The following is an 18,926-nucleotide window of genomic DNA, read 5'->3' on the forward strand; positions in this document are numbered from 1 at the left end:
CGTCAGGCGAGCACGCGGTGCGACAGCGCGGGCAGCTGGGCGCGCGTGCGCTCGACCTGCCGGGCGTCGAGGTCGAACAGCACCACGCCCTCTTCGGCGGCCTGCTGCGCGACCACCGTGCCCCAGGGGTCGATGACCAGCGACTGGCCCCAGGTCTGGCGGCCGTTCTCGTGCGTGCCGCCCTGCGCGGGCGCGACCACCCAGGCCAGGTTCTCGATGGCGCGCGCGCGCAGCAGCACCTCCCAGTGGGCGGCGCCTGTCGTGCGCGTGAAGGCGCTGGGCACCAGCAGCAGGTCGGCGCCCTGCCCCGCCAGCGCGCGGTACAACTCGGGAAAGCGCAGGTCGTAGCACACGCTCATGCCCACGCGCCAGGCGTGGCCGTCGCGCGAAGGCAGCTCGAACACCACGGGCTGCGCGCCCGGCGCGATGACGCGGCGCTCGTCGTAGCGCTCGGTGCCGTTGTCGAAGAAGAACAGGTGGATCTTGTCGTAGCGCGCCACGCACTTGCCTTCGGGCGAGAAGGCCAGCGAGCTGTTGAAGACGTGGTCGGCGTCGTCGCTTTCGATGGGCAGCGTGCCGCCCACGATCCACAAGCCGAACTCGCGCGCCGCGTCGGCCAGGAAGCCCTGCACCGTGCCGGCGCCGGCGGTTTCGCGCAGGCCGAGCTTGTCGGTGTCGCGCGCGCCCATCATGCAGAAATACTCGGGCAGCACCGCGAGCTCGGCGCCGTCGCGCGCCGCCTGCCCGAGCAGCGCATGGGCGCGCACGAGGTTGGCTTCGCGGGCGATGGCGGACACCATCTGGATGGCTGCGACTTTCATTGCGTGGTCTCCGTTTTCTTGCCTTCGCTGGCGCCCGTGGATGTCGATCCACCCGGCAGGCCGGGCAGCAGCTGCAGCGAGCGCGGCACCTTGGCGATCTTGGGGTCGGCCCAGGTGCCTTCGACGTGGAACTCCTGCGTGGCGGCCGCGGCCAGCGGCTTGCTCAGCACCCACTGCGCGAGGAAGGTGCCCAGGCCGATGGCCGGGTTGATGGCCGTGGCCACCAGCGCGGCCGTGCCGGCGTTGATCTCGGGCACCACCACCACGCGCAGGTTCTGCGTCTCGCGCACGATGTCGGCCGAGCCGTCCATGAGCGCGGCGGCGTTCACGCCCTTCATCTGCAGGTTGTTGGTGCTGGCGATGCCCTTGTTGATCTTGGCGTCGCCGCGGATGAAGTCGAAGGCGAAGCCCTGGCTGAACACGTCGCGGAAATCGAGCGTGAGCCGGCGCGGCAGCGCCTGCAGGCTCAGCACGCCCAGCAGCTTGGCCAGGCCCGGGTCGGCCTTGAGGAACTGGCCCTGCTCCACGTCGACCTGCAGCTGGCCGCCCAGGCTGGGGTAGTCGAGCGAGAACGGCGAACCGCGCCAGTTCACCTCGCCTTCGAGCCGCCCTTTGCCGCGGCGCAAGACGCCCGGCATGCCGAAGCGCGTGAGCAGGTCGCCGGCGTCGGCGATGTCGAGCTTGAAGTTCATGGCCGTGGTGCGGCGCTGGCCGGCGCTTGCGCCGCCGCCCGCCGGTGCGGCCCAGGTGCCCTTGGCGGTGAAGGTGGCTTCGGGCACGCTGAAGGCGAGCTTGTTGAGCAGCCACTCGCGCCCGCCGCGGTTGACGGCGTCGATCTCGGCGCGGCCCAGGCGCTTGCCGAGCAGCTCGAAGTCGTCGACCACGATGTCCAGCGCCGGCAGGGTGCCGGGTTGCTCGTCGAGCAGGGTCTCGACCTGCGTGGCCTCGGCCGGCGCGATCTTCAGGCGCGCGAGCCGCGCATAGAGCCGGCCGGCCTGGCTGTGGCTGTACTCGGCGTAGCCGCTCAGTTCGGAGGCGTCGACATTGGCGCGCCACAGCGCGCCTTCGCGCGTGCCGCCGAGCACCACGTTGTGCAGGGTGCGCCCCGCGATGCCCAGCTGCTGCGCGCGCACCGCGATGCGCGTGGGCAGGTAGGCCAGGTCGGGATCGTCGGCGCGCTCGCCGCCGCCGACCACCGCGGCGGTGCCCACCAGCGTCTGCCAGGCGCCCATGTCGAGCTTGGCGACGTTGACGTTGGCGAACACGCCGCGATCGGGCGGCAACGCCGTCTCGCCGGGCGCCAGCCCGATGCCGATGCCGCCGCGCAGCACGTGCGCCTGGCCGTTGGCCGACAGCTCGCGCACGTACTGCACCGAGCCGACGCGGCCGAGCTCGAGCGTCAGCTGGTCCTGCGTGGCGCGGCGGGCGTCGCGCGCCAGCACCTTCTTCTCGATGCGCAGCGGCATCAGCTCTTCGGCCGTCTTGACCAGCGGCGTGGGCAGCGCCAGCGCCAGCCCCTGCAGGCTGCTGGTGAGCGAGAACTCGGGCGTGTCGTCGCGCATCGAGAAGGTGGCGGCGTAGGGCGTGCTGCCGGTGGCGTGCTTGGCCAGGCGCGCGAGCCAGTCGACCTCGCGCGCGCCGCGCAAGCCTTCGGCGCTGGCCGTGCCCTGCGCCTTCAGCGCCAGTTCGCGCTGCGGCCCGCTGAAGCGGCCCTTGCCCTCGACGCGCACCTCGCCGCCCAGCAGGCGGGCCTGCACGCCGGCCAGCGAGAAGCCGGTGTCGGTGAAGCTGAGCGTGCCGCGCGCCTGCGTGAACGGCGGCGCCTCGGGCACCACCTGCAGCTCGTTGTCGGCCAGCGTCACGGTGGCCTGCACCTTGGTGTTGTCGACGTTTTCCAGCGGCAGGTCGAGGCGCAGCTTGTAGTCGGCCGAGCCGGTGGCACGCGCGCGCTGCAGGAAGGGCCCGGCCTCGCCAGCCAGCGGTGCGCCGGCGCGCAGCACCTCGCCCAGCGGGCCCTTGGCCTGCGCATCGACGCGCAGCAGCGCGGCGTGGTGCGACATGTCGGCGATCTGCGCCTCGGCCTTCGTGACCTCGACGCCGGGCGCGCCCGCGATGCGCCCGCGCGCGTTGCGCACCAGCATGCCCGCGCGCTCGAACACCAGCTCGCCCGACACGCCGGTGAGCGCCGGCCACACGGGCGGCGGCGCGGCGGGCGGGCCGGTGCGCGACGCCGGGGTCGCGGGCGCGGCGGTGGCGGCCGCGAGCGAGGGCGGCACGTAGGCGTAGTGCACGTCCGACACCTTGGCCGCGATGCGGAACTCGCCCTGCTTCGGGTCCATGAAGGGCATGTCGTGCAGGTCGCCGCGCACGCGGAAATCGACCGTGCTGGCGGTGCCCTTGACGACCGACTCGCGCACGTAGTCGCGCGTGTGCTGCGGAATGTCGAGCGGCAGGTAGCGGAACACGCGGGTGCCGTCGGCGCGCGTGAGCTTGCCCTGCAGGTCGAGCACGCCGGGGTGCTGCGCGCGGCTGCTCGAGGTGGCCGGGTCGCTGGTGCGCCAGTGGGCTTCGGCCTCGCCCTCGGCGTCGGCGTTGGCGAAGCGCAGCTTCGACACCTGCACCTGCATGGCGCCGTTGTCGAGCTTCCACTGCAGCTGGGTCGAGAGCCGGTCGATGGGGATCACCGGGTCTTCGAACACGCCGGGGAATTCGAGCGTGCCCTTGGCCATGGCCAGCGTGGCGGTGCCGCCGGTGTGGCTGGCGTCGAAGTCGAGCGTGGCGCCGCTGAGGCCGGGGGTGCCGGGGTGCACGCGCGGCGGCGCGGCGGGGGCGCCGGCCGGTGCCGGGGTGGTCGGGGCGGTGACTGCAGGCGCCGGCTGCGAGGCCACGCGCAGGCCGCTGACCCGGCCCTTGGCCTGGTAGCGCGCGATCGCGTCGGGCGCGCCCTGCCAGTTCATGTCGATGCGCTCGACCAGGCCGCGCGGCGCATAGGCACCCAGCACGCGGTGGGTGGCCTCGCCCAGCGGCAGGCGGTCGGCGATGAGGGCCAGCGCCGCGAGGTCGAGCCGGTCGGCCTTCAGCGCGCCGTGCTCGGGCGTGCGGCCCTTGGCCGGCGTGTGCTGCAGCCACAGGTTGCCGCCCGGCCAGCGCAGGCCGTCGACGGTGTCGAACTGCAGCGCGGTGGTCGAGAACTCGAAGGTGTCCGCGTTCATCTGCCCCGCCAGCCGGCCGGTGACGGCGCGCAGCACCAGCGGCTGCAGCCCCTTGCCGAGCGAAGCGTCGATGCGGTTCAGCCCCAGGTCGGCGACGCCGCCGACGATGCGCCCGTCGTCCACGTCGGCCCACAGGCGCAGCGCGCCGTTGCCTTCGCGGATGCGCGCGTCGAGCGAGACGTACTGGCCCAGGCGCGTGACGTCGATGTAGGGCAGGTCGGCGTAGAGCTGGCCGTCCCAGGTCTGCCAGTGGCCGCTGCGGATCGACAGCAGCGGCTGGCGGAACTGGCCGCGCAGCGTGAAGCGTTCGCCCCAGCCGGCCGGCGGCGTGGCGTCCAGCCGCAGGCCGTGGCGGCGCGCGCCGTTGCGGGACACGAAGCGCACGTCGGTCAGCAGCAGCGGCTCGGCGCGGCGCTGCTCGTCAGTCCAGCGCACGGTGCCGCCTTCGATGACGAACTCGCGCTGCGCGAAAAACCAGTCGGCGGCGCGGGTTTCTCCGGTCGTGTCGGTCTCCATGTGCAATCCAGCCACATGGAGTTTTCCCTGAGTGTCGCGGCGCACGTCGAGCTGCGGGCCCTCGATATAGAGCTGCTCGAAATTCAGGCGCCACAGCGACCGCGGCGACACGCTCGCCACCACCCGCACGAGGCGAAGGGCCTCGCGCTGGTCTGCGTCCTGCAGCACCACGTCGCGCAATTCGAAGGCCGGAAATAGCCCTTCGGAACGGGCGGTGATGGCGCCGATGCGCACCGGGACACCGATGGCCTTGCTAGCCTGCGCCTCGAGTGCACCGCGAAAATCGCCGATTCGCGGCACAATCCACGCGTGCAGGACCACGACTGACAGTGCCAGCAGAAGCCACGCAGCGAAGAGCAGACCCAATAGCCAGCGCGCTGTCACAGCGGTGATTTGGAGCAGACGTGAAGGGGAAGACGCCGTGTCGTTCATTGAGGATCGCGCTGTGTCGGGAATTATGACCGCCAGCCTTGAGCCGGGTTCCGCGCCAACCCACACCAGTGTGAATCAGTTGCCATCCAATCCGACGCCTCCCGCGTTTTCTTCCAGTTCCCGATTCGTCCAGCGGCTGCGCCGCCGCTATGCGGCCGAGCTCGAATTGCTGCCGCCCGGCGAGCCCCGGCGCGAATCGATGACCGTCGCCTACGACGCCCTGCGCGCACGCGGCGTGGCCGTGGGCGATGCGTTGCGCATCGTGCGCCAGCTCACGATGGAACGTCTGGTCACACTCGACTGCGACCAGCAGGCCCCGCTCGCGGTGGTGACCACCGCCGTGACCGAGCTGGCCGAACTGGCCCTGGACATCGCCTGCCAAGACGCCTGCCATGAACTCGACGCCCAGCACGGCGCGCCGCTCGGCCCCGAAGGCCAGCGCTCGCAGCTGTGGGTGATCGGCATGGGCAAGCTCGGCGCGCGCGAGCTCAATGTGTCCAGCGACATCGACCTCATCTACCTGTACGACGTCGACGGCGACACGGCCGGCGATGCCGACGGGCGCGGCAAGCTGTCCAACCAGGAGTACTTCGCGCGGGCCGTGAAGCGCATCTATGCGCTGGTGGGCGACGTGACCGAGCACGGCTTCGTGTTCCGCGTCGACCTGGCGCTGCGGCCCAACGGCAACTCGGGGCCGAGCGTGGTCTCGCTCGACGCGCTGGAAGAGTATTTCCAGGTGCAGGGCCGCGAATGGGAGCGCTTTGCCTGGATGAAGAGCCGCGTGGTCGCGCCGCGCGCCGTGGTGCTCGACGGCCAGGCCCAGGCGCTGCGCAACGTGGTGCTGCCCTTCGTGTTCCGCCGCTACCTCGACTACAGCGTGTTCGACTCGCTGCGCATCCTGCACCGCCAGATCCGTGAGCAGTCGGCGCGCCGCAGCGCCGGACGCCCCGAGCGCGCCAACGACGTGAAGCTCTCGCGCGGCGGTATCCGCGAAATCGAATTCACCGTGCAGCTGCTGCAGGTGGTGCGCGGCGGCCAGTTCCCCGAGCTGCGCACGCGCCCCACGCTCGACGCGCTGCAGCGGCTGGCGCGCGCCAACCTCATGCCGCAGGACACGGCCGACACGCTGGCCGCGGCCTACGAGTTCCTGCGCCGCGTCGAGCACCGCATCCAGTACCTGGACGACCAGCAGACCCACGTGCTGCCGGTCAACGACGACGACCTGCGCTGGATCGCGCAGTCGATGGGCTATGCCGACTGCTGCCCCTTCCTCGAACAGCTCGACACGCACCGCGAATTCGTGGCCCAGGAGTTCGACAAGCTGCTGGGCGGCGAAAAGCCCTGCAACGGCAAGTGCAACGGCAAGAAGGCCGCCGCGCCCGCCGACCTGGCCGACCTGCTCGACGACCTGCCGCCCATGTTCGCCGAGCGCATCCGCGACTGGTGCGAGACGCCGCGCGTGCTCGCCCTGCGCGAGGAAACCCGGGGCCGCCTGCGCCAGCTGGTGCAACGCACCGGCCAGTGGCTGAAGGAGCCCGACGGCGAGGGCGCGGGACAGACGCCGCGCCACGTCGATGCCGCCATGCGCTGGGCCGACTGGATCGAGCCGCTGATGCGCCGCGAGAGCTACCTGGCGCTGCTGGTCGAACGCCCCGCCGTGCAGGAGCGCCTGCTGCGCCTGCTGGGCGCCGCGAAATGGCCGGCGCGCTACCTCATGCAGCACCCCGGCGTGATCGACGAGCTCGCGAGCGACGAGATGCTCTCGGGCCGCTTCATCGCCGACGAATTCGAACGCGAGCTCGAAGCGCGCCACACCTCGCTCACCCGCACCGGCGAGGCCGACGAAGAGCGCCTCTTGAACCTGCTGCGCCACGCCCACCACGCCGAGGTGTTCCGCACGCTGGCGCGCGACGTCGATGGCCGCATCACCGTCGAGCAGGTGGCCGACGACCTGAGCGCGCTGGCCGACACCACGCTGCGCGTGACCGCCCGCTGGTGCTGGCCGCACGTGCGCAATCGGCACCGCGAGGTGCCGCAGTTCGCGATCATCGGCTACGGGAAACTGGGCGGCAAAGAGCTGGGCTACGGCAGCGACCTGGACATCGTGTTCGTCTACGACGATGACGACGAGCGCGCCGGCGAGGTCTATGCGGCCTACGTGCGCAAGCTCATCAACTGGCTCACGGTGAAGACGCGCGAGGGCGACCTGTTCGAGATCGACACCGCACTGCGGCCCAACGGCAACTCGGGCCTGCTCACCACCAGCTTCGAGGCCTACGAAAAGTACCAGCTCGGTCGCGGCAGCAACACCGCATGGACCTGGGAACACCAGGCCATGACGCGCGCGCGCTTCGTGCTGGGCAGCGCCGACCACGGCGCCGAACTGGGCGCGCGCTTCGACCAGGTGCGCGAAGCCGTGCTGGTGGCCCCGCGCGACCGCGAGGCGCTGAAGGCCGAGATCATCGGCATGCGCAACAAGCTGCGCGGCGCCCGCCCCGTGAAGGCCGACCGCTTCGACGTGAAGCACAGCCCCGGCGGCATGGTGGATGCCGAGTTCGCGGTGCAGTTCCTGGTGCTGTCGGCCTCGGGCGCACACCCCGAGCTGATTCCCAACCTGGGCAACATCGCGCTGCTGCTGCGTGCCGAACAGGCCGGGCTGCTGCCCGAAGGCGTGGGCCGCAACGCCGCCACCGCCTACCGCGAGCTGCGCCGCGTGCAGCACACCGCACGCCTGAACGAAGAGCCCACGCAGGTCACGCCGCCCGCCCTGAGCGCCGAACGCGACGCCATGCTGGCCTTGTGGAAGGCGGTCTTTGGCTGACCGCGCCCTCGCCTCCCGCGCGCTGACGGCCTGCGCCCTGGCCGCCGCGCTCGTGCTGGCCGGCTGCGCCAGCGGACCGCGCAGCAGTGGCGGCGGCGTCGCCAGTGGCCGCGACGGCCCCGGCAGCAACATCCCGTCGGACCTCGACCGCGTGCCCGACGCCGAACCCCGCATCGAGGCGATCCGCAGCAGCGGCGGCACCAGCAAGCCGTACACGGTGCTGGGCCGCGGCTACGTGCCGATCACCGACGACCGGCCGTTCCGCGAATCGGGCATCGCCTCGTGGTACGGCCGCAAGTTCCATGCAGCCTCGACCGCGAGCGGCGAGCCCTACGACATGTACGCCATGACGGCCGCGCACAAGACGCTGCCGCTGCCGAGCTACGTGCGGGTGCGCAACCCGGCCAACGGGCGCGAGGTGATCGTGCGCGTGAACGACCGCGGCCCCTTCGTGGACGGCCGCGTGATCGACCTGAGCTACACGGCGGCGCTGAAGCTCGACCTGCTGCGCGGCGTGGCGCCGGTGGAGATCGAGCGCATCACGAACGACGACATCCGCACTGGCGCCTGGCGCCGCGATGCGGGCACGGCCTATGCCGCGGCACCTGCGCCAGCGCCAGCCCCCGTCCGGGTGGCGGCTGCGCCGGTGGCCGTGCCGTCGGCCTGGGTGACGCCGGTCGCGATGACCGCCGCTGCAGCCCCCGCCGCGACGATGCCCGTGGCACCGCAGACGCCGGTGATGGCCGCGGCACCGGCGGAACCCGAAGCACCGGCCGGCCCGCGCGAGGCGATGGTGGTGACCGACCTGGCGCCGCTGGCCCCGCTCGCCGCGCCGGCCACGTCATCTGCGCCATCGACGCCCTCTTCCGCTGCCGCCGGTTTCTGGGTGCAGCTCGGCGCGTTCCGCGAACGCGACGGCGCCGAGACGCTGAGAAGCCAGGCCGCGCGCGGCCTGCCCACGCTGGCACCGCAGCTGCGCGTGTTCAGCGAAGCCGGCACGCACCGCCTGCAGGCCGGGCCGTTCCCATCGCGCAATGCGGCGGGCGAGGCCGTCACGCAGCTGCGCGACAACCTGCGCATCGCGCCGATGGTGGTCGAGCGGCGCTGAGGCTCAGGGCATCGCCTTCGCCACAACCTGCGAACGCAGGCCCACGCCGAGGCGGTTCCAGGCGTTGATCTGCGCCACGGCGAGCGAGAGCTCGACGATTTCCTGGTCGCTGAACACGGCCTTCAGGGCTTCGAACTCGGCATCGCGATCGGCGTGGTGGTCGGCCAGGCGCGTGAGCGTTTCGGCCCAGTCCAGCGCGGCGCGCTCGCGTTCGTTGAACAGGCTCACCTCGCGCCAGGTGGCCAGGCTGTTGATGCGCTGCCAGTCTTCGCCCTGCACGCGCAGGTCGCGCACGTGCATGTCCAGGCAGTAGGCGCAGCCGTTGATCTGCGAGACGCGGGCAAAGACGAGGTCGATCAGCACCTTGCCGAGCGTGCTCGACTCGAAGCTGCCGTTGACGGCGATCATGGCCTGGAAGGACTTGGGGGCGAACTTGGTCCAGGCGAGACGGAGGGCGGGGGCTTGGCTCATGGTGTGTACTCCAGGGTGGTTGGTGAGAGAAAGAGAACGAAATCTGCTTGCTACACCCTGAAGACGCGCCAGCCACCGGCCCTGTGACAGGCCGTCCGAATTTTTTCTTCAGGCGCCCCGTTTGGCCGCGAACAGCTGGGCGATGCGCGCCAGCTTGTCGGGGTTGCGCTGGGCGCGGATGCGCACGATGCGCTCGCCCTCGATCTCGAAGGTCTGGGCCGATTCGAGTTCGCCGTCCAGAAAGCGCAGCATCCCGGGCTCGCCGTTGAGCTCGACCAGCTCCATGCGCACGCCGGCGCCCATGCGGCGCCAGAGCGAGAAGTACAGCTGCGCCAGCCGCTGGCTGCCGCGCAGGATCTTGCTGAAGGTCTGCACCTTGCCACCGCCGTCGCCGATGAGTTCGACGTCTTCGGCCATCAGCGCCTTCAGGTCCTGCATGCTGCCGCGCGCGGCGGCGTCGGCAAAGGCGCGCAGCAGGCGCTGGTGGGTCTCGCGCGAGACCTGGAAGCGCGGGCGGGCCTCCTGCACCTGGGCCTTGGCGCGGTGCACCAGCTGGCGACAGGCGGCCTCGCTCTTGCCCAGGGTCTGGGCGATCTCGTCGTAGTCGGCGTCGAACACCTCGCGCATGAGAAAAGCGGCGCGCGCCTCGGGCGCCAGGCGCTCGAGCACGGCCAGGAAGGCGACGGAGATGTTGTCGACGCGCGCTAGCGTTTCCTCGGGCGTGTCGGGCGACCCGGTGAGGGTGGGCTCGGGCATCCACGGGCCGATGTAGTGCTCGCGCTGGACCTTGGCGCTGCGCAGCCGGTCGATCGACAGGCGCGTGACGACGGTCACGAGCCAGGCTTCGGCGCTGTCGAAACTGGCCTTGTCGGCCTCGTGCCAGCGCAGCCAGGCGTCCTGCACCACCTCTTCGGCCTCGGCGACGGAGCCGAGCATGCGGTAGGCGATGCCCTGGAGGCGGCGGCGGTGGCTGTCGAAGGTGAGGGTCGGGTCGTCCATGCCCGATTAGACGTTCGAGGCCGGCGGGCTGTGACAGCCGGCGGCCAAAAAAAATCGCCCCGGCATGCGGGGCGGTTTCATCGAGGTCCTGGGGGCGGCTCAGGCGCCCTGGTATTCGGGCTTGGGGCCCAGCGTGGCCGAGACTTCCTTGCGGTAGCGGTTCAGCTCCTGCACGGTCTTGAAGCTGCGGTTCATCAGCAGGCTCAGGTTGTGCAGGATGCGCTCGCCGACCTTGGTTTCCCAGCCGGCGTCGAACTTGATCTGCTTGTCCAGCCAGTGCTCGAGCCAGTCGGGATCGGGCATGCGGCTCTGGATGGTGTCGTTCGGGAACAGCGCCTTGTTCACGTGCAGGTTGGTCGGGTGCAGCGCCTGGGCGGTGCGGCGCGCGCTGGCCATGAGCACGCCGACCTTGGTGAAGGCGGCGCGGGCTTCGTCGCCGAACTTTTCCATGGCGCGCTTCATGTAGCGCAGGTAGGCACCGCCGTGGCGGGCTTCGTCCTGGCTCAGCGTGGTGTAGATGTGCTTGATGACCGGCTCGGTGTGCCACTGGGCGGCACGGCGGTACCAGTGGTTCAGGCGGATCTCGCCGCAGAAGTGCAGCATGAGGGTTTCGAGCGGGGGCGCCGGGTCGAAGTCGAAGCGCACCTCGTGCAGCTCCTGTTCGGTGGGCGCGTGCTGCGGGCTGAAGCGCTTCAGGTACTCCATGAGCACCAGCGAGTGCTTCTGCTCTTCGAAGAACCAGATCGACATGAACGCCGAAAAGTCGCTATCGTGCCGGTTGTCGCGCAGGAACATCTCGGTGGCCGGCAGCGCCGACCACTCGGTGATGGCATTCATCTTGATGGTCTGCGCCTGCTCTTCAGTCAGCAAGGAAGCGTCGAACGACTGCCAGGGGATGTCCTTGTCCATGTCCCAGCGGACGGATTCGAGTTGTCTGAAGAGTTCCGGGTAGAGCATCAAAGTCTTTCAATGGCCGCCGATTTTAGTCGGGCCGTTTGGCGCGCCCGTGACAGACGCGCGATGATGTGCTTACGCGCGCGCCCGCGCCATAGATGCACACCCCCCTTTTCGATCCAGGAGCCCGTCATGCGAACCCCCGCCCGATTGTCGATGCTGCGACGTTGCGCCACGGCCTTTTCCCTCGTGGCGGGCCTGTCCGCCGCCCTGTCGGCGGGTGCCCAGACGGCCCCCGCCGCCCCTGCCGCGCCCGCGGTGGGCGGCGCCGCCGGGTGCCCGGCGATCCTGCAACACAGCTTCCCGCGGCTGCAGGATGAAAAGCCCCAGAACCTGTGCCAGTACTCCGGAAAAGTGGTCCTGGTGGTCAACACGGCCAGTTTTTGCGGCTTCACCCCGCAGTACAAGGGGCTGGAGGCGCTGGACATGAAGTACCGCGCCCGCGGCCTGGTGGTGCTGGGCTTCCCGTCGAACGATTTCTCCCAGGAATCGGGCTCCAACAAGGAAATCGCCGATTTCTGCGAAAGCACCTTCGGCGTGAAATTCCCGATGTTCGCCAAGTCGTCGGTGCGCGGCACCGACGCCAACCCGCTGTTCAAGCAGCTTGCGCAGGCCTCGGGCACGACGCCGAAGTGGAACTTCTACAAGTACCTGATCGGGCGCGACGGCAAGGTGGTGCAGGCGTGGTCGAGCATGACGGCGCCCGACGAGAACGGCTTCATCCAGGTGATCGAGAAACAGCTCGGCCCCAGCGGCGACTGACCGGCCCTGCAATGTGAACTTTGAGTCACAAACGTTTACCACTCGAACGGGAACCGTGCGGCGGCACCGCGCTCATACTTGAGCGTGGGCGGCCAAGGCCCACAGGTTTTCATGTTGCGAGGTCTTCCGGGCGCCTGCCGTCCGGTTGAAATCCCGAGGCGATTCTTCTCCTCCTCCCTCCCTCCCTCCTTCGTGTCGGGGCGCCTCGCAGCATTTTTGTCTTCCCGCCGACAGCGGGGCCCGCGATGACGCAGCGCCCCCTCGGCCTTCCCGCATGCGGTGGCCCGAACGGCCCCAAGAAAAAAGCGCCCCGCGGGGCGCTTTGTCGTTTCAGGGCTGGGTGTCGATGAAGCTCGGCCGCAGCATGAGCTTGTCGTACAACTTGGCCAGGTTGGCGTGGTCGCCGCGCCAGTCGATCTCGGGAAACCGCAGCCCCAGCCAGCCCAGCGCGCAGCCGACCGCGATGTCGGACAGGCTCAGGTGGATGCCGCTGCAGAAGGGCTTGTCGCCCAGGCCCTTGGCCATGGCGGCCACGCCGGCCTGCACCTTGGCCCGCTGGCGCTCGATCCAGGCGGCGCTGCGCTCGGCGTCGGCGCGGCCGGTCCAGGTGGCTTCGAGGCGCCAGAGCACGCCGGCGTCCATGACGCCGTCGGCCAGCGCTTCCCAGGTCTTGACCTCGGCGCGCTCGCGGCTTTGCTGCGGAATGAGCTTGCCCACGGGCGACAGGGTGTCGATGTATTCGACGATGACGCGCGAGTCGAACATCGCCTCGCCGCCTTCCATGATCAGGCACGGCACCTTGCCCAGCGGGTTCGAATGGGCGATCGTGGTGTCTGCGGACCAGACGTCTTCGATCACGAACTGGTAGTCGAGCCGCTTTTCGGCCAGCACCACGCGCACCTTGCGCACATACGGGCTGGCGGCGGATCCGATCAGTTTCATGAAGGCTCTCTCCCCATCGCTTGTTAACGTTTGTTCGCAGGCATTTTAGGTGAAGGGAAAAAGACGGCGCCCGAATTCCTCCGCGGCGCGGCCACCCGGCAGCCGCCTAAAATTCGGGCATGAGCTTTTCCACCGTCTCCGCCCTCTCCCCCCTTGACGGCCGCTATGCGGCCAAACTCGCGGCCTTGCGCCCGCTGATGAGCGAACAGGGCTATATGCACCGTCGCGTGCAGGTGGAGGTGGCCTGGTTCATTGCGCTGTCCGACTGCGGCTTTGCCGAGTTCAAGCCCCTCACGGGCGGCGCCCGCAAGTACCTGATGGGGCTGGTGTCGCACTTTTCCGAGGCCGACGCGCTGGCCATCAAGGACATCGAGAAGACCACCAACCACGACGTGAAGGCCGTCGAATACTGGATCAAGTCGAAGTTCGAGGCCCGCCCCGAGCTGCTGGCCGCCGCCGAGTTCGTGCACTTCGCATGCACCAGCGAAGACATCAACAACACCAGCCACGCCCTGCAGATCCAGGCCGCGCGCGACACCGTGGTGCTGCCGGCCATTGACGGCCTGATCGCCAAGCTGCGCGAGATGGCGCACCAGTTCGCCGACGTGTCGATGCTCTCGCGCACGCACGGCCAGACCGCCAGCCCGACCACCGTGGGCAAGGAAATCGCCAACGTGGCGGTGCGCCTGACCAAGGCCCGCGCGCAAATCGCCGCCGTGCAGCTGCTGGGCAAGATGAACGGCGCCGTGGGCAACTACAACGCCCACCTGGCCGCCTGGCCCGAGTTCGACTGGGAAGCCTTCAGCCGCAAGGTCGTCGAGACGCCCGCGCCGCTGGGCCTGGGCCTGAGCTTCCAGCCGTACAGCATCCAGATCGAGCCGCACGACTACATGGCCGAGCTGTTCGACGCCGTGGCGCGCGTCAACACCATCCTGGTCGACTTCTCGCGCGACATCTGGGGCTATGTGAGCCTGGGCTACTTCAAGCAGCGCCTGAAGAAGGGCGAGATCGGCTCCTCGACCATGCCGCACAAGGTCAACCCGATCGACTTCGAGAACGCCGAAGGCAACCTGGGCCTGGCCAACGCGGTGCTGCGCCACCTGAGCGAGAAGCTGCCCATCAGCCGCTGGCAGCGCGACCTGACCGACAGCACGGTGCTGCGCAACATCGGCGTGGCCTTCGGCTACGCCACGCTGGCCTACGCGAGCCTGGCCACCGGCCTGGGCAAGCTCGAGATCAACCAGGAAGCGCTGGCCGACGACCTTGAGGCCTCGTGGGAAGTGCTGGCCGAGCCGATCCAGACCGTGATGCGCCGCTTCGGCGTGCAGGGCGCCTACGAGCAGCTCAAGGAAGTCACGCGCGGCAAGACCGTGACGGCCGAGGCGCTGCACGGGCTGATCCGCTCGCTGGCCATTCCCGAGGAAGAGAAGACCCGCCTCCTGGCCATGACGCCCGCCAGCTACACCGGCAAGGCGGCCGAACTGGCCCGTAGAATTTAGGCTTCCCCCGCGACGATCCGCCGGCCCGTGTTGCCCACGGCCGGTGCGCTTCGTTCGCTCATCGATACCTCCCAGCCAACGTGCCCTGTGCAGGGCACGCCAGCCGACAACCCTGACGGGACGCCCCGACGTCCCCGTTGTTCATGCGGCGCGCCCCACTGAGACGCCTCTGGCTCACGCTCCACCGATGGATCGGCCTCACGCTCGGGCCGCTGCTCGCCCTCACGGCGCTCCTGGGCGCCCTGCTGGTGGTGGCGCTGCCGCTCGACCGCGCAGCGCATCCTGAGCTCTTCACTGCGCGCAGTCACGGCAACGCGGCTCCGGCGCCGCTGGAGCCCCTGCGCCAGCGCCTGCTCGCCGAGTTCGGCCCCGACACCAACTTCACGCTGCGCCCGCCGCGCCAGCCCGGCGACACGCTCTGGGTGCTGGTGCGCGGCCCGTGGGACGGCACGCTCTACCTCGACCCCGCCACCGGCGCCGAGCAGGGCCGCCGCGGCACACACGAAGGCGCCTACAACCTGCTGTTCGAGCTGCACAGCAGCCTGCTGCTGGAAGACACGGGCAAGGGCATCCTCGCCATCGCCGCGCTGGCCTACCTGTTCCTGCTGGTCACCGGCGTGGTGCTGTGGTGGCCGGCGCGCTGGCCGCCCTCGCTGCGCATCGTGCTGGACCGCGGCCTGCTGCGCGGGCTGTTCGACCTGCACCGCACCGGCGGCGCCGTGCTCGGGCTGCTGATCGCGGTGTCGGTCTTCACCGGCGCCTACATGGCCTGGCGACCGCTGGGCGGCTTCATCTCGACCGCGCTCGGGCAAACACCTGCCAAGGCGCCCGGGGTGCCCAAGGGCACCGCCACCGGCCCGCGCCTGCAGCTCGACGACCTCGTCGCCCGCGCGCAAGCCGTGTTCCCCGGCCAGCCCATCGGCTACGTGCAGGTGCCCGGCCGATCGGACCGGCCGCTGCGCGTGCGCTTCCGGCTCGCCGACGACCCGCACCCGAACGGCATCGGCTCGGTGTGGGTGCATCCGGTCACGGGCGAGCTGCTCGGCGTGCGCCGCTGGCAGGACATGGACACCGGCAACGGCGCGGTGGTCGTGATCTACCCGCTGCACACCGGCGTGCTCGGCGGCGTGGTGCACCAGGCGGTCACCGCGCTGCTGGGCCTGGCGCTGGCCGGCCTCGGCCTGAGCGGCGTGTGGCTCTGGTGGCGCCGGCGCGCCGTGGCTGCGGCCGCGCGCAGCCAGGCGCTGTCCCGCGGCGCGGCGCCCTGAACGACGCACACATCCCATCCCTTCATCCATCACAAATACATCGAGGAGGACTCCCCTTGTTCCCGCACAAAAAGACCGCCATCGCCCTGGCCCTGCTGCCCCTGAGCCTGCACAGCTTCGCGGCCGACGCCGAGCCGTCGAAGTCGCTCGAGGCCATCACCGTCACCGGCGACTGGCTCGGCACGCCCACCGAGACCAAGGTGCTCGAGCACGCCGGCGCGCGCAGCATCGTGGAGCGCCAGCAGATCCAGGAAAGCGGCTCGGCCAGCGTGCGCGACGTGCTGCGCCAGGTGCCCGGCGTGCAGGTGCAGGAGAGCAACGGCACCGGCGGCAGCGACATCTCGCTCAACGTGGGCGTGCGCGGCCTGACCTCGCGGCTGTCGCCGCGCTCGACCGTATTGCTGGACGGCGTGCCGCTGGCCTACGCGCCCTACGGCCAGCCGCAGCTGTCGCTGGCCCCGGTGTCGCTGGGCAGCCTCGAGGCCGTCGACGTGGTGCGCGGCGCGGGCTCGGTGCGCTACGGCCCCCAGAACGTGGGCGGCATCATCAACTTCGTGACGCGCTCGATCCCCAAGCAGTTCGCAGGCGAAATCGGCGTGGGCGTCGAGAGCGCCAGCCACGGCGGCGGCACCAAGACCACGCCCAGCCTGTTCATCGGCGGCACCAACGAGAACGGCCTGGGGCTGGCACTGCTTTATTCGGGTACGCACGGGGACGGCTTTCGCCAGAGCAACGACAAGACCCGCATCGACGACCTGATGCTCAAGGGCGCCTACCGCCTCTCGAAGACCGACGACATCGCGATCTCGCTGCACCACTTCGAAGGCAAGGGGCGCATGCCCGGCGGCCTGACGACGGCGCAGTTCGCGGCCAACCCGTTCCAGTCGGACCGCCCCTACGACGAGTTCACGGGCCGCCGCACCGACGGCTCGCTCAAGTACACGCACAACGACGGCGTGAACAAGTTCGAGATGCTGACCTACTACACGGACTCGTACCGCAGCAGCTACCTCGAGCAGGAAGGCACGGGCGCCAACGCCAACCGGCGCCGCCTGACCACCGCGCCGCGCAACTACAAGACTTACGCCTTCGAGCCCCGCTACTCGCGCCTGATCGACTCGGGCAGCGTGGTGCAGGAAATCAGCATCGGCGCGCGCTACCTGAAGGAAGAGGCCTCCGAGGTGGCCACGCGCAGCAGCTACTACCGGCCGGCGCCGGGCTTCGACGCCTACGCGCTCGCGCAGCCCGCCTACCAGACCAGCAAGGGCGGCACGACCGCGCACGCGTTCTACATCGACGACCGCATCGATTTCGGCAACTGGACGGTCACGCCCGGCGTGCGCTACGAATCCTTCCGCTCGCACAACGACGTGTTCACGGTGGCCAACAACCGCATCACCAACGCGATCTACCCGAAGATCGATTCCAACGAGGTGCTGCCCACGCTGTCGGTGCTCTACCGCATGAGCGAGCGCTGGACGCTGTTCGCCAATGCCGGCGTGTCGTTCGGGCCGCAGCAGTACGCCCAGCTCGCGCAGTCGACCACCAGCCTGCACCCCGAAAAGGCCAAGACCTACGAGATCGGCACCAAGTACAAGGGCGAATCCTGGAGCGGCGAGCTGACGCTGTTCAACATCAACTTCGACAAGGAGCTGCAGCTGGCGCGCTCCATCACCGGCGACGTCGGCCAGTGGACCGACCTGGGCGCCACGCGCCACCGCGGGCTGGAGTCGGCGCTGCGCTACGACCTGGGCAGCCTGAGCGACGCGCTCAAGGGGCTGTCGGTGTCGGGCACCTACACGTACACGCAGGCCACCTCGAAGGCGGGCGTGTTCGCGGGGCGCGACCTGCCGTTCTACTCGCGCCATGTCGCGACGCTCGGCGCACGCTACGAGCGCGGGCCGTGGACGCTCAACGCCGACCTCTACGCGCAATCCAAGCAGCGTTCGCCGGGCTCGCCGGACGACGGCGCGAAGTACATCACCGTGGAAGACGCGAGCGGGCGGCTGGGCGACATCCCGGGCTACGGCACGGTGAACCTGCGCGCCGCCTACGACTTCGGCCCGTCGCTGAGCCACCTGAAGCTGGCCGTGGGCGTGAAGAACCTGTTCGACCGCCGCTACTACAACCGTTCGGTCGACAACAACGGCGGCAAGTACGTGGGCCAGCCGCGCACGCTGTACCTGCAGGCGTCGCTGGCGTTCTGAGGCCGAAGGGGCGCGCGCATACACTCGCGCACCCATGGCTCTCAAATCCACCATCTTCAAGGCCACCCTCGCGGTGGCCGACATCGACCACGGCTACTACGCCGACCATGCGCTGACCCTGGCGCGCCACCCCAGCGAGACCGACGAGCGGATGATGATCCGGCTGGTCGCGCTCGCGCTCAACGCGCACCAGCTGCAGGACATCTGCAACGGCGACGGCACGCTGGCCTTCGGCGCGGGCCTGTCGAACGTCGAGGAGCCCGACGTGTGGCTGCGCGACTTCACGGGTCAGACCAAGATCTGGATCGAGGTCGGCCAGCCGGAAGACAAGCCCATCATCAAGGCCTGCGGCAAGGCGGACGAGGTGATCGTCTACTGCTTCAACCACGCGGCCGAGATCTGGTGGCGCGGCATCGAGAGCAAGCTCACGCGGCCGCAGAACCTGAAGGTCTACCGCGTGCCGACCGAGGCCTCGCAGGCGCTCGCCAGGCTGGCGCAGCGCAGCATGCAGCTGCAGGCGACGATCCAGGAAAGCACGCTGACGCTGGGCGACGGCGTGAACAGCATCGACGTCGAGCTGCTGCGCTGGAAGTAACGAGCCCGGGCGGCTAGGCCGCCGGCATCATCTCGCCGCACTGCCAGCACTGCTCGAAGCCGCCTTCGACCTGCTCGCCGCACACGCACAGCCAGCTGCGTTGCGGGCGGTTCTGCAGTTCGTGCAGCAGGCGCCGCGCGAGTTCGTACTGCGATTCGTCGTCGATCCATATCTCGGGCAGGCACTGGTCGGGCGGCAGCTGGCCCATGACCGCGCCGAGGAATTCGCGCTGCACGGTGGCGGCCACGCCCTCCTCGCACAAGGCGTGCGCCCACACGGTCGCGATCGCGAGGTTGGGGGCTTGCGCGAGGCGGCGCAT

The 18,926-nt window shown here is 69.9% G+C and carries 14 protein-coding genes; 7 read left to right on the top strand and 7 right to left on the bottom strand.

Annotation, left to right across the window (positions count from 1 at the left end; genetic code table 11):
• Nucleotides 1-2: 2 nt before the first annotated feature.
• Together AC1RGU_RS24135 and AC1RGU_RS24140 are read right to left on the bottom strand one after the other, a co-directional pair.
• Nucleotides 3-821 (bottom strand): carbon-nitrogen hydrolase family protein, encoded by an 819-nt coding sequence (locus tag AC1RGU_RS24135; protein WP_095747289.1) that lies wholly within the window; start codon nucleotides 819-821, stop codon nucleotides 3-5.
• Nucleotides 818-4,981, bottom strand: coding sequence for a YhdP family protein (locus tag AC1RGU_RS24140; protein WP_492698416.1), 4,164 nt, complete (start codon nucleotides 4,979-4,981; stop codon nucleotides 818-820). The genes AC1RGU_RS24135 and AC1RGU_RS24140 overlap by 4 nt, the downstream gene beginning before the upstream one ends.
• 25 nt (nucleotides 4,982-5,006) lie before the next feature.
• Here AC1RGU_RS24140 and glnE point away from each other — a divergent pair, with 25 nt between their 5' ends.
• Nucleotides 5,007-7,802: a bifunctional [glutamate--ammonia ligase]-adenylyl-L-tyrosine phosphorylase/[glutamate--ammonia-ligase] adenylyltransferase gene (gene glnE / locus AC1RGU_RS24145; RefSeq protein ID WP_492698417.1), complete on the top strand. Its 2,796-nt coding sequence runs from the start codon at nucleotides 5,007-5,009 to the stop codon at nucleotides 7,800-7,802.
• Nucleotides 7,795-8,910 carry a septal ring lytic transglycosylase RlpA family protein gene (locus AC1RGU_RS24150; RefSeq protein ID WP_492698419.1) on the top strand — a complete coding sequence of 372 codons (1,116 nt, stop codon included), beginning with the start codon at nucleotides 7,795-7,797 and terminating at the stop codon, nucleotides 8,908-8,910. The genes glnE and AC1RGU_RS24150 overlap by 8 nt, the downstream gene beginning before the upstream one ends.
• Nucleotides 8,911-8,913: 3 nt before the next feature.
• Here the strand turns inward: AC1RGU_RS24150 and AC1RGU_RS24155 are convergent, their stop codons facing one another.
• The 3 genes from AC1RGU_RS24155 to AC1RGU_RS24165 all read right to left on the bottom strand — a co-directional run bounded on the left by AC1RGU_RS24155 (nucleotide 8,914) and on the right by AC1RGU_RS24165 (nucleotide 11,337).
• Nucleotides 8,914-9,381, bottom strand: a complete 468-nt coding sequence (locus AC1RGU_RS24155) for a carboxymuconolactone decarboxylase family protein (RefSeq protein ID WP_062475252.1) — start codon at nucleotides 9,379-9,381, stop codon at nucleotides 8,914-8,916.
• Nucleotides 9,382-9,489: 108 nt separating this feature from the next.
• Nucleotides 9,490-10,380, bottom strand: a complete 891-nt coding sequence (locus AC1RGU_RS24160; protein WP_447748306.1) for an RNA polymerase sigma-70 factor — start codon at nucleotides 10,378-10,380, stop codon at nucleotides 9,490-9,492.
• A 99-nt stretch (nucleotides 10,381-10,479) separates the two neighbouring features.
• The gene (locus tag AC1RGU_RS24165) at nucleotides 10,480-11,337 is read right to left on the bottom strand and encodes a ferritin family protein (RefSeq protein WP_062475258.1); all 858 of its coding nucleotides are present in this window, start codon (nucleotides 11,335-11,337) and stop codon (nucleotides 10,480-10,482) included.
• 129 nt (nucleotides 11,338-11,466) lie between these two features.
• On the opposite strand from AC1RGU_RS24165, the gene AC1RGU_RS24170 reads away from it, so the two are divergent.
• Nucleotides 11,467-12,096 carry a glutathione peroxidase gene (locus tag AC1RGU_RS24170; RefSeq protein ID WP_070063272.1) on the top strand — a complete coding sequence of 210 codons (630 nt, stop codon included), beginning with the start codon at nucleotides 11,467-11,469 and terminating at the stop codon, nucleotides 12,094-12,096.
• A gap of 330 nt (nucleotides 12,097-12,426) precedes the next feature.
• On the opposite strand, the gene AC1RGU_RS24175 is transcribed toward AC1RGU_RS24170, so the two are convergent.
• Nucleotides 12,427-13,038, bottom strand: a complete 612-nt coding sequence (locus tag AC1RGU_RS24175; RefSeq protein WP_062475264.1) for a glutathione S-transferase N-terminal domain-containing protein — start codon at nucleotides 13,036-13,038, stop codon at nucleotides 12,427-12,429.
• A 119-nt stretch (nucleotides 13,039-13,157) separates the two neighbouring features.
• On the opposite strand from AC1RGU_RS24175, the gene purB reads away from it, so the two are divergent.
• From purB to AC1RGU_RS24195, 4 genes are all read left to right on the top strand, one after another.
• Complete coding sequence (gene purB, locus AC1RGU_RS24180; protein WP_095950454.1) at nucleotides 13,158-14,537, top strand: adenylosuccinate lyase; 1,380 nt, start codon at nucleotides 13,158-13,160, stop codon at nucleotides 14,535-14,537.
• A 143-nt stretch (nucleotides 14,538-14,680) separates the two neighbouring features.
• Nucleotides 14,681-15,805 (top strand): PepSY-associated TM helix domain-containing protein, encoded by a 1,125-nt coding sequence (locus AC1RGU_RS24185; protein WP_492698422.1) that lies wholly within the window; start codon nucleotides 14,681-14,683, stop codon nucleotides 15,803-15,805.
• A gap of 56 nt (nucleotides 15,806-15,861) precedes the next feature.
• Nucleotides 15,862-18,012, top strand: a complete 2,151-nt coding sequence (locus AC1RGU_RS24190; RefSeq protein WP_492698424.1) for a TonB-dependent receptor family protein — start codon at nucleotides 15,862-15,864, stop codon at nucleotides 18,010-18,012.
• A gap of 34 nt (nucleotides 18,013-18,046) precedes the next feature.
• The gene (locus tag AC1RGU_RS24195) at nucleotides 18,047-18,607 is read left to right on the top strand and encodes a YaeQ family protein (RefSeq protein ID WP_095950452.1); all 561 of its coding nucleotides are present in this window, start codon (nucleotides 18,047-18,049) and stop codon (nucleotides 18,605-18,607) included.
• 13 nt (nucleotides 18,608-18,620) lie between these two features.
• On the opposite strand, the gene AC1RGU_RS24200 is transcribed toward AC1RGU_RS24195, so the two are convergent.
• Nucleotides 18,621-18,926, bottom strand: coding sequence for a putative signal transducing protein (locus tag AC1RGU_RS24200; protein ID WP_492698426.1), 306 nt, complete (start codon nucleotides 18,924-18,926; stop codon nucleotides 18,621-18,623).

The organism is Variovorax sp. GW823-FHT02B07 (assembly GCF_058797695.1).

Coding starts and splice junctions, on each gene's coding strand:
- AC1RGU_RS24135 (WP_095747289.1), bottom strand. CDS start 821: ATGAAAGTCGCAGCCATCCAGATGGTGTCCGCCATCGCCCGCGAAGCC.
- AC1RGU_RS24140 (WP_492698416.1), bottom strand. CDS start 4,981: ATGAACGACACGGCGTCTTCCCCTTCACGTCTGCTCCAAATCACCGCT.
- glnE (WP_492698417.1), top strand. CDS start 5,007: ATGACCGCCAGCCTTGAGCCGGGTTCCGCGCCAACCCACACCAGTGTG.
- AC1RGU_RS24155 (WP_062475252.1), bottom strand. CDS start 9,381: ATGAGCCAAGCCCCCGCCCTCCGTCTCGCCTGGACCAAGTTCGCCCCC.
- AC1RGU_RS24160 (WP_447748306.1), bottom strand. CDS start 10,380: ATGGACGACCCGACCCTCACCTTCGACAGCCACCGCCGCCGCCTCCAG.
- AC1RGU_RS24165 (WP_062475258.1), bottom strand. CDS start 11,337: ATGCTCTACCCGGAACTCTTCAGACAACTCGAATCCGTCCGCTGGGAC.
- AC1RGU_RS24170 (WP_070063272.1), top strand. CDS start 11,467: ATGCGAACCCCCGCCCGATTGTCGATGCTGCGACGTTGCGCCACGGCC.
- AC1RGU_RS24175 (WP_062475264.1), bottom strand. CDS start 13,038: ATGAAACTGATCGGATCCGCCGCCAGCCCGTATGTGCGCAAGGTGCGC.
- purB (WP_095950454.1), top strand. CDS start 13,158: ATGAGCTTTTCCACCGTCTCCGCCCTCTCCCCCCTTGACGGCCGCTAT.
- AC1RGU_RS24185 (WP_492698422.1), top strand. CDS start 14,681: ATGCGGCGCGCCCCACTGAGACGCCTCTGGCTCACGCTCCACCGATGG.
- AC1RGU_RS24195 (WP_095950452.1), top strand. CDS start 18,047: ATGGCTCTCAAATCCACCATCTTCAAGGCCACCCTCGCGGTGGCCGAC.
- AC1RGU_RS24200 (WP_492698426.1), bottom strand. CDS start 18,926: ATGCGCCGCCTCGCGCAAGCCCCCAACCTCGCGATCGCGACCGTGTGG.